Origin of the sequence: Rhizobium sp. NLR22b (genome assembly GCF_019685295.1) — a bacterium.
Lineage (GTDB): Bacteria > Pseudomonadota > Alphaproteobacteria > Rhizobiales > Rhizobiaceae > Rhizobium.
In genome coordinates this window covers 71,959-80,746 of record NZ_JABDWM010000022.1, presented here as the reverse complement: position 1 = coordinate 80,746, position 8,788 = coordinate 71,959, and the positions used below count along the sequence as shown (strand labels likewise).

The following is an 8,788-nucleotide window of genomic DNA, read 5'->3' as shown; positions in this document are numbered from 1 at the left end:
CGGTGTGGCAGATGCCGGTCGCCTTGACTTCCACCAGCACTTCGCCGGCCTTCGGGCCGTCGAGTTGCACGGTCATCACTTCGAGCGGTTTTCCAGCCTGAACGGCAACGGCGGCGCGAACGTCCATCTTCCCAATCTCCCTTGTAACATTATCAGACGAACCTTGGCATGTCAGGCAAGCCGGGCTCAAGAGAAAACGCCGACCGGCACTGCTGCCGCCCCTGCCGTGTTCCTTCAGGCGAATTCCATGATCACGGCATCGACGGCCAGGCTTTCACCGGGAGCGGCGTTGATCTTCGAAACGACAAGATCGCGTTCGGCGCGCAGGACGTTTTCCATCTTCATCGCCTCGACGATCGCAAGCGTTTCACCGGCCTTGACCTCCTGGCCTTCGGCGACCGCTATAGACACGACGAGGCCGGGCATCGGGCAGAGCAGGAGCCTGGAGGTGTCGGGCGGCAGCTTCACCGGCATCAGCCTGTCGAGTTCCGCGTGGCGCGGCGAAAAGACTTTGGCGGTCACCGACAGTCCCTGCCAGTCGATGCGCACGCCGTTGAGGGCGGGACGGATTTGCGCGGCAATATCCTTGTCGCCGACCTTGCCGCTCCAGACCGGATCACCCGGTCTCCAATCGGTGACAATGCTCCGGCTTTCATCCTCGAATTCCATCTCCATATCGAAGGGAATGGTGACGAGGCCATCGAGCAGTCTGACAGCGACGTAGCTGCCTCCTGTTTTGACCACCCAATGCTCCGGCAGTGTGGCCGATGCGGCGCGCAGGCGATCGGCGAAACGGTCGCGGCGGTTCGCTTCGATAAGCGAGGCAGACAGCGCGATTGCGGCAAGCGTGGCTTCCTCCTGCCGGTCCGGCTTCATCGGCGCGAAACCGTCAGGATATTCCTCGGCAATAAAGCCGGTGGAAAGCCGGCCCTCGCGCCAGCGCGGATGTTTCATTAGCGCCGACAGGAAGGGAACATTGTGTTCGATGCCGTCGACGACAAAGCCGTCCAGCGCCTGGCCCATGGCCTCGATCGCTTCACTGCGCGTCGGCGCCCAGGTGCAGAGCTTGGCGATCATCGGATCGTAATACATCGAGATCTCGGCGCCCTCGAATACGCCGGTATCGTTGCGAACGACAATGTTGCCGGTCCTGCCTTCCGCTGGCGGGCGGTAGCGCGTCAGTCGGCCGATCGAAGGCAGAAAGTCGCGGTATGGATCTTCAGCATAGAGCCGGCTTTCGATCGCCCAGCCATCGAGCCTGACAGCCTCCTGGCCGAAGCCGAGCGGCTCTCCCGCCGCGATGCGGATCATCTGCTCGACGAGATCAATGCCGGTGACGAGTTCGGTCACGGGATGTTCGACCTGCAGGCGGGTGTTCATTTCGAGGAAATAGAAATTGCGGTCGCGGTCGACGATGAATTCGACCGTGCCGGCGCTCTGGTAGTCGACGGCCTTCGCCAGCGCCACCGATTGTTCGCCCATGGCCTTGCGGGTCTTTTCGTCGAGGAAAGGCGAGGGTGCCTCTTCCGCGACTTTCTGGTTCCGCCGCTGGATCGAGCATTCCCGCTCGCCGAGATAGACGACGTTGCCATGCGCATCCGCCAGCACCTGGATCTCGATATGGCGCGGCTCGACGATGAACTTCTCGATGAAAACGCGGTCGTCGCCGAAGGAACTCTTCGCCTCCGAGCGGGCGCGCTCGAAGCCGTCGCGCACCTCGGCTTCGTTCCAGGCAATGCGCATGCCCTTGCCGCCGCCACCGGCAGACGCCTTGATCATGACCGGATAGCCGATCCCGCCAGCGATCGTTTCCGCATGCGCGGCGTTCTCGATGATGCCGAGATGGCCGGGCACGGTAGAGACGCCGGCCGCATTGGCGAACTTCTTCGATTCGATCTTGTCGCCCATCGCCATGATGGCCTTCGGCTTCGGGCCGATGAAGACGATGCCCTGCTTTTCCAACTCGGCGCAGAAAGAGGCGCGTTCGGACAGAAAGCCGTAACCCGGATGCACCGCTTCGGCGCCGGTCGCCTTGCAGGCGGCGGTGATCTTCTCGGCGACCAGATAGCTTTCCGACGCTGCGGCGGGGCCGATATGGATGGCCTCATCGGCCATTTCGACGTGCAGCGCGTCCCGATCCGCGTCCGAATAGACCGCAACGGTCGAAATGCCCATGCGGCGCGCGGTCTTGATCACGCGGCAGGCAATCTCGCCGCGATTCGCGATCAGGATTTTCTTGAACATCGAGACTCCACCCAGAAATGCGTTCCGGAGTTTTACGCATAAAATACCGGAACGCACAATCGGCTTGGGGCCGGCACGCGGGAGATGTGGGGCTAAGCCGCCGAATGTCAGGCGACGACGGCTTCCGCAACGGATTCCTCATCGACGATGCGCAGCCAGCGGCTGCGCCGCGGTTCCGGGCGATCGCGCAGCGTGACGGAGGCCATGATCCCAGCCCAGTGCGGATGGTTGGCGCCCGGCAGCGTTGCCTGCTCGATCTGATTGAGGACGCCATATTCAGCCGGCGACACGGCGATGACGCCGCCTGCGGCGATGCCTCTGAAGATGCGCATCGCAAAATCGACGTCCTGGCGCGTGATGTTCTTGCGGTCGACGGCGCGCGACAGATTATAGCCGCCGATGCCGTCGGTGATCGCCAGGCGAAGCTGGTCGAGGGCAAGCGCTCTCAATTCACCCGGGACATCGGTCGAAATCTCCATGACGTGGAGAATGAGCTCGAGCTCCAGCGCCGAGTTGACGACGCCGTCGGTCGCGAACATGCGCGTGATCCAGGCAACGTTGATTTCATCAAGCGAGCCCTGCGGATAGGTGTAGTGGACGATAAAACCGGCGATCTGCTCCACAAAGAAAGCGTTCCACTCGGCACATTTTTCGGGACAGGAATTGTTGAGCGCCAACATTGCAACGACATCCTGAGACGTCCGGATCCCCTCGGGGAAAGCATGTTTGCGCAGCAGCACGATATCTTCGGCCGTCAGCCGATGCTTACCGGCCACGACACAGGCCGGAAAAGCGAGACGGAATTCGCTCATGTTTTAACTCCAGGCTTCATCATGAAGCCGGAAACAGTTTTAGCGGTCGGGAATTGACGATCCCTCAAGAAGGGGAGTTAACCGCCTGCTGCGCCAATCACGAAGATTTTAGCGATCGCGCCTGCAGCCGCTCTCGCCAGATGATGAAGAGGCCGGATGCGACGATGATGAAAATGCCGATCCATTTGGAGAAATTCGGGAAATCATTGAAAAGCGCATAGCCGAGCACAGTGGCCGAGATGATCTCGAAATATTGGAACGGGGCAAGCAGCGACAGCGGTGCAAGCCGGAAAGCCCGCACCACCAACATATGCGCATATCCTGAGATCGAGCCGAGGGCGACAAGCAGCGCAAGGCCGAGGCCGGAGGAGGGCAGGGAAATGGCGAAGTCCCCATTACCGGCGCTGCTGCCGACGAGAAGGGCGGCCGCCATGAAGATCGTTCCGCCGATGCCGGCCATCGTCTGCATGGTGAGCGGTGAATCAGCCTCGCCGATCGCGCGATTGAGGAAAAGATAGAGCGAGAAGAGAAAGGCGCAGGCTACCGGCAGCAGCGCCTTCAGGCCGAAAATCTCGTAACTCGGCTGGATGACGATCATCGCGCCGCCGAAACCGACGACGATTGCCATCCAGCGCCGCCAGCCGACCTTCTCTCCGAGAAACAGGGCCGACATGGCGGTCAGCATGAAGGGCTCGACGAAATAGATGGCGAAGACGTCGGCAAGCGGCATGTATTTGACGGCGACGAAGAACAGCAGGCTCGCAGCCCCGTGCAGTACGCCGCGCAGCAAATTCATCCACGGCCGCTTGGCGGAAAGCGCCTCGCGTCCAAAAATGGCAAAGAGAATCGGCAGGGTGCAGGCGATCTGGAAGAAGAAGCGGTAGAAGGTGACCTGAGCCGGCGACATCGATTCGAAGGTCGCCATGTATTTGGCGATGGCATCCATGACCGGCAGGATGAACATGGCGCCGGACATGATGGCCATGCCCTGCAGGGAATTTTCAGGGGGCTTTGACATGGCTGCCGATTCTTGTGGGAACAGCGCCCATCAATCACGGGAAAGCCGGACAAATCAAGCCCGTGAAACCGCTCAAGCGGTCAGAGATCATTCGCCGTTTCACCAAAAACCGTCTCGAAAGCGGCCCGCAGCCGGATGTCGACATCCGCCATCATGACGGGAAGGCCGAGATCGACGAGGCTGGTGACGCCATAGGCCGATATCCCGCAGGGCACGATGCCGCTGAAATGATCAAGATCGGGATCGACGTTGAGCGACAGGCCGTGGAAGGTCACCCATTTGCGCAGCCGGATGCCGAGGGCGGCAATCTTGTCTTCAGCCATCGTGCCGTCCGGCAGCAACGGCTTTTCCGGGCGGCGGACCCAGACGCCGACACGATCCTCGCGCCGCTCGCCGCGCACGTTCATCATGCCGAGCGTGAGGATGACGACCTCCTCGAGAGCGGCGACGAAGGCGCGCACGTCCTGGCGCCTGCGCTTCAGGTCGAGCATGACGTAGGCGACGCGCTGACCGGGTCCGTGATAGGTATATTCACCGCCGCGTCCCGTCGCAAAGACCGGAAAGCGGTCCGGCTGGACGAGGTCGCCCGCATTGGCGCTGGTGCCGGCGGTATAGAGCGGTGGATGCTCGACGAGCCAGACAAGCTCGTCGCCGCCTTCTCCGATCGCCGCCACCTCGCGCTCCATCGTCGCCACCGCCGCCTCATAGGCAACGAGTTCATCGGCGATGCGCCAGCGCACCGGCCGGGTGCCGAGTTTCGGGAGCATGGAGAATTCGAGATCGGTGCGAAGCATGGCCATTCCTTGCCGCCTGTCCCAAATGCCTGACGAAATAGGGGCGGCAGGAGACCTATATGGACCCGTTTTCCGGCCAATTCAAATGCCGTGAAAGGTTTTCAAAAAAACTGTCATATCGCCCTTGTGCACCCCAAATGCTTTTGCTACATGCTGCCCCGCCGACGCAAATCGGCATCTACCACGATGCGGTCGTGGCGGAATTGGTAGACGCGCAGCGTTGAGGTCGCTGTGGGGCAACCCGTGGAAGTTCGAGTCTTCTCGACCGCACCAGATTATTAAAAAACCCTCGTGACCATTTGGTTCCACGAGGTTTTTTTATGTCTTGATTTTCCCAGATATACGCGAGAGTGCCGCGACGCAGGAAATCAGCGCGTCCCCGGCCACGGCACCGGACAGCTGAACAGAAAAAAGGGCCGACTGCGGCCCTTTCGTCCCGATCGTCTGTTGTGGCCGATCAATGCGTTGCGCGGCAGGCTTCGGTGCGCGAGGCGCCGCTGTCGGCACCTTTGGTATGGGAGCCGCTCGGGCCGATCATGCTGTGGCACGGGGGCAGGGTCTTGATGCTTGCGGTCGCGGTCTTGTCGATCGCCGGGTTCGTCATGGCAACCGGGGCGAAGCCGTCGCTGTCATTGGTGTAGTCGCTGGAATAGGCCGGAGCCTTGTGATTGTTGCCATAGTGCACGGGGGCAGGCTGCGCCATCTTTGAGGGCGCAAAGCCATCGCTGTCGTTGGTATAATCATCGGAATAAGTCGGCTGAGCGAAGGCAGCGCCGGCAAGGCTGACGGCAAACAGGGACGCGGCGAGGGCAAATCTGATGCGCATGGTACTTCTCCTCAATCTGTTGTTGCATTCAACAACATAAACCATCCCCGGCAGCTAAGATTTCGCGCGCCAATTGCGGCAATATTGTGAACGGAAGTTGCCGATTCACTGCCTTTTCTTCAAATGAAATCACGGTGTTGTCAATGACCGTGACGCTTCCGTTACGGCAGCCACCGGACCAAATGGACGGCAGACTGCCTGCTCATGCTGCAATCGCAAATTGTTAACTTTTGGTAATGTGAGGTAAGACCGGACGGGAGGCGACGCCGCCTCCGTTCAATGATAACCATGGGCGTCACAGATCAGTCCTCGTTCGGGATATGCGCGTCAACCCCGGTCAGCTGCAGCTTATTGCGAACATGGTGGACGCCGTCGACCGAAAGCGCGCCGAGCTCGACCTTGCGCGCAATGCCGATCGTCTCGACCGAGCCTTCGAGAGTGATGACGTGACCGTCCGCATGAACCTCGATACTGTTGATATCGACCTCGGGAATGTTTTCGAGAGCGTCGTTCACCCGCGCCTCGAGCTCGTCGCTTTCATCGCGATCGATCATACCGGCGCGCAATGAATCCTTCAGGCGGTTCTCGTTGCCGTCTCGATCTGTGCCATCGACTCGGAACCCTGTGTTGGGATCGCTGTCGAAATTTGCCGCAGTCTCGCCATAGGGACGGTTTGCCGGGTCGCTGGCAGCGATGCCATCGGCATAAGGCCAGCCATCATCGAGATTGCGTTCCTCGAGGTCGCGATAATCTTCTTCACGGGAAAGCTCGGGGGCCGCGCGTGAAATCGGGGTCTTGTCACCGATCCTTGCCATTATAGTCGCTCCTAGTTTCTCTCGTGACAACGCCGACAGGGGCGAATGGTTCGGTGTCGCGGGCGATTTGTCAGCGTTGGGTTTTCTCCCATTTTTTGACGAGGCGTTCGCGTTTCAGCCGCGAAAGCCGCTGCAGCCAGAAGATACCGTCGAGCTGGTCCACCTCGTGCTGGACGCAGATGGCGAGGAAACCTTCGGCGGTCTCCTCGTGCACGACGCCGCCGGCATCCTGATAACGAAAGCGGATCGCCCGTGGGCGTGTGAGCTCTTCGGTCGCGCCGGGCATGGAGACGCTACCCTCGGCATGGTTCATCGTCTCCTGCGACCTCCAGGTAATCTGCGGATTGACGTAGAGGCGCGCACTGTCGGCCCGGTCGAGCTCCAGCACCGTCACACGGAGGAAGACGCCGACATGGGCGGCGGTGATGCCGACGCCGGGGGCTGCGCGCATCGTCGCCAGCAGGTCGTCGGCGAGCGCTGCCAGCGACGTATCGAAGACCGTCACCGGTTCGCAGACGGTCTTCAGGCCCGGATGCGGATAGCGCAGGATCGGACGGATGGGCATGAGGCAGGCTCCCCTCTGTTTGAGCGGCGGGGAAACTATCGCCGGCCGCAGACATTGTCATCACGAAGCACGGTTGGCGCTTTACGACAAGGATGCTTTGAGCTAGCAGGGGCCAAGAATTCCGGCTGCGGGCGCTTCGCGCGGGATTCGCTTATCCGCTTGTTGACAATGTGTTTTCGGCCGACATTTGCGAATGCGATGCGGTAATCGTTGAAATTCGAACCAGGTGCGAGGGCGGCAGATGACCACGACCGATGGGGAAGACCGCATCCGCCGGCGCGATGACGAGGAAGCGGATATCTACGACGAGGACGGCAATGTCCGCGGCGATTTCCTGGCGCTCGTTGGTGCGGCGATCGCCGATCGTGATACGCTGTTCCTGCGTGGGAATGTCGCCCGCCTGCATGAATCTGAAATAGGCGACCTGCTCGAATCCATCCAGCCGGATCAGCGCCTGGCGCTTGTGCGCCTGCTCGGCGAAGATTTCGACATGACGGCGCTGACCGAGGTCGACGAGGCGATCCGCCGCGAGATCGTCGACCAAATGCCGAACGAACAGATCGCAGCGGCGATCGGCGAGCTCGATTCGGATGACGCTGTTTACATTCTCGAAGACCTCGACAAGGAGGACCGGGAAGAAATCCTCGCCCAGATGCCGTTTACCGAGCGGGTGCGGCTGCGCCGGGCGCTCGACTATCCCGAAAGCTCGGCCGGCCGCCGCATGCAGACCGAGTTCGTCGCCGTACCGCCATTCTGGACGGTAGGGCAGACGATCGACTACATGCGCGACGAGGAGGATCTGCCCTATTCCTTCTCGCAGATCTTCGTCATCGATCCGACCTTCAAGCTGCTCGGCGCCGTCGATCTCGACCAGATCCTGCGCACCAAGCGGCAGACGAAAATCGAGCAGATCATGCGGGAGACCAACCATCCGGTTCCCGCCGAGATGGATCAGGAGGAGGCCGCCCAGCTCTTCGAACAATATGACCTGCTCTCGGCTGCCGTCGTCGACGAGAACGGCCGGCTGGTCGGCGTGCTGACGATCGACGACGTCGTCGACGTCATCCACGAAGAGGCGGACGAGGACATCAAGCGCCTCGGCGGCGTCGGCGATGAAGAACTGTCGGACAACGTGATCTCGACGGCGCGATCGCGTTTCCTTTGGCTTCTGATCAATCTCGGCACGGCGATGCTGTCGGCGAGCGTCATCGGCCTGTTCGACGCCTCAATCGAGAAAATGATCGCGCTGGCGGTGCTGATGCCGATCGTCGCCTCGATGGGCGGCAATGCCGGCACGCAGACGATGACGGTGACCGTGCGTGCGCTCGCCACCCGCGATCTCGACATCTACAATGCCGGCCGCATCATCCGCAGGGAGGCCGGCGTCGGCATTCTCAACGGCGCCGTCTTTGCGACGATCATGGGCGCGATCGCCGGTATCTGGTTTCACGACTATCAGCTCGGCGGGGTGATCGCGGCGGCGATGATCATCAATCTGATGGCGGCCGCGCTTGCCGGCATCCTGCTGCCGCTGCTGCTCGACAAGGTGGGAGCGGACCCGGCGATTGCCTCGTCGGTGTTCGTGACGACGGTGACCGACTGTACCGGCTTCTTCGCTTTTCTCGGCATCGCCACTTGGTGGTTCGGCATCTGACGGGCGCCGAAATTGACTATTACGTAAAAGTCAATATTATTGCCGGTTCGACGACGGGGA

9 protein-coding genes, 1 tRNA gene and 1 pseudogene are annotated in these 8,788 nt (G+C 61.0%); 3 read left to right on the top strand and 8 right to left on the bottom strand.

Annotation, left to right across the window (positions count from 1 at the left end):
• The 5 genes and pseudogenes from HJC00_RS28085 to lipB form a co-directional block, all read right to left on the bottom strand.
• Nucleotides 1–127, bottom strand: a pseudogene (locus tag HJC00_RS28085) (S-(hydroxymethyl)glutathione dehydrogenase); the annotation flags it as partial.
• 107 nt (nucleotides 128–234) lie between these two features.
• On the bottom strand, nucleotides 235–2,244 hold the full coding sequence (locus HJC00_RS28080; protein ID WP_210631217.1) for an acetyl/propionyl/methylcrotonyl-CoA carboxylase subunit alpha: 2,010 nt from the start codon (nucleotides 2,242–2,244) through the stop codon (nucleotides 235–237).
• Nucleotides 2,245–2,351: 107 nt separating this feature from the next.
• Entirely contained in the window at nucleotides 2,352–3,056 is a 705-nt protein-coding gene (locus tag HJC00_RS28075; protein ID WP_210631218.1) for a hypothetical protein, read from the bottom strand.
• A gap of 97 nt (nucleotides 3,057–3,153) precedes the next feature.
• Entirely contained in the window at nucleotides 3,154–4,074 is a 921-nt protein-coding gene (locus HJC00_RS28070; protein WP_210631219.1) for a DMT family transporter, read from the bottom strand.
• A gap of 80 nt (nucleotides 4,075–4,154) precedes the next feature.
• The gene (gene lipB, locus HJC00_RS28065) at nucleotides 4,155–4,874 is read right to left on the bottom strand and encodes a lipoyl(octanoyl) transferase LipB (protein ID WP_210631220.1); all 720 of its coding nucleotides are present in this window, start codon (nucleotides 4,872–4,874) and stop codon (nucleotides 4,155–4,157) included.
• A 53-nt stretch (nucleotides 4,875–4,927) separates the two neighbouring features.
• Between lipB and HJC00_RS28060 the strand changes: the two genes are divergently transcribed.
• Both HJC00_RS28060 and HJC00_RS28055 read left to right on the top strand, forming a co-directional pair.
• Nucleotides 4,928–5,092, top strand: a complete 165-nt coding sequence (locus tag HJC00_RS28060) for a hypothetical protein (RefSeq protein ID WP_221147725.1) — start codon at nucleotides 4,928–4,930, stop codon at nucleotides 5,090–5,092.
• Nucleotides 5,057–5,141: transfer RNA gene (locus HJC00_RS28055), tRNA-Leu, on the top strand. The genes HJC00_RS28060 and HJC00_RS28055 overlap by 36 nt, the downstream gene beginning before the upstream one ends.
• Before the next feature lie 184 nt (nucleotides 5,142–5,325).
• Here HJC00_RS28055 and HJC00_RS28050 read toward each other — a convergent pair.
• The 3 genes from HJC00_RS28050 to HJC00_RS28040 form a co-directional block, all read right to left on the bottom strand.
• Nucleotides 5,326–5,694, bottom strand: coding sequence for a hypothetical protein (locus tag HJC00_RS28050; protein WP_210631222.1), 369 nt, complete (start codon nucleotides 5,692–5,694; stop codon nucleotides 5,326–5,328).
• A 302-nt stretch (nucleotides 5,695–5,996) separates the two neighbouring features.
• Entirely contained in the window at nucleotides 5,997–6,509 is a 513-nt protein-coding gene (locus HJC00_RS28045; protein ID WP_221164976.1) for a BON domain-containing protein, read from the bottom strand.
• Nucleotides 6,510–6,579: 70 nt separating this feature from the next.
• Nucleotides 6,580–7,074, bottom strand: a complete 495-nt coding sequence (locus HJC00_RS28040; RefSeq protein WP_210631224.1) for a peptide deformylase — start codon at nucleotides 7,072–7,074, stop codon at nucleotides 6,580–6,582.
• Between the two features lie 241 nt (nucleotides 7,075–7,315).
• Here HJC00_RS28040 and mgtE point away from each other — a divergent pair, with 241 nt between their 5' ends.
• Nucleotides 7,316–8,728 (top strand): magnesium transporter, encoded by a 1,413-nt coding sequence (gene mgtE, locus HJC00_RS28035; RefSeq protein WP_064802760.1) that lies wholly within the window; start codon nucleotides 7,316–7,318, stop codon nucleotides 8,726–8,728.
• Nucleotides 8,729–8,788 lie beyond the last annotated feature (60 nt).

Excerpts from the sequence above, each read along its gene's own strand:
- HJC00_RS28080 (WP_210631217.1), bottom strand. The coding sequence starts at position 2,244 with ATGTTCAAGAAAATCCTGATCGCGAATCGCGGCGAGATTGCCTGCCGC.
- HJC00_RS28075 (WP_210631218.1), bottom strand. The coding sequence starts at position 3,056 with ATGAGCGAATTCCGTCTCGCTTTTCCGGCCTGTGTCGTGGCCGGTAAG.
- HJC00_RS28070 (WP_210631219.1), bottom strand. The coding sequence starts at position 4,074 with ATGTCAAAGCCCCCTGAAAATTCCCTGCAGGGCATGGCCATCATGTCC.
- lipB (WP_210631220.1), bottom strand. The coding sequence starts at position 4,874 with ATGGCCATGCTTCGCACCGATCTCGAATTCTCCATGCTCCCGAAACTC.
- HJC00_RS28060 (WP_221147725.1), top strand. The coding sequence starts at position 4,928 with ATGGACCCGTTTTCCGGCCAATTCAAATGCCGTGAAAGGTTTTCAAAA.
- HJC00_RS28050 (WP_210631222.1), bottom strand. The coding sequence starts at position 5,694 with ATGCGCATCAGATTTGCCCTCGCCGCGTCCCTGTTTGCCGTCAGCCTT.
- HJC00_RS28045 (WP_221164976.1), bottom strand. The coding sequence starts at position 6,509 with ATGGCAAGGATCGGTGACAAGACCCCGATTTCACGCGCGGCCCCCGAG.
- HJC00_RS28040 (WP_210631224.1), bottom strand. The coding sequence starts at position 7,074 with ATGCCCATCCGTCCGATCCTGCGCTATCCGCATCCGGGCCTGAAGACC.
- mgtE (WP_064802760.1), top strand. The coding sequence starts at position 7,316 with ATGACCACGACCGATGGGGAAGACCGCATCCGCCGGCGCGATGACGAG.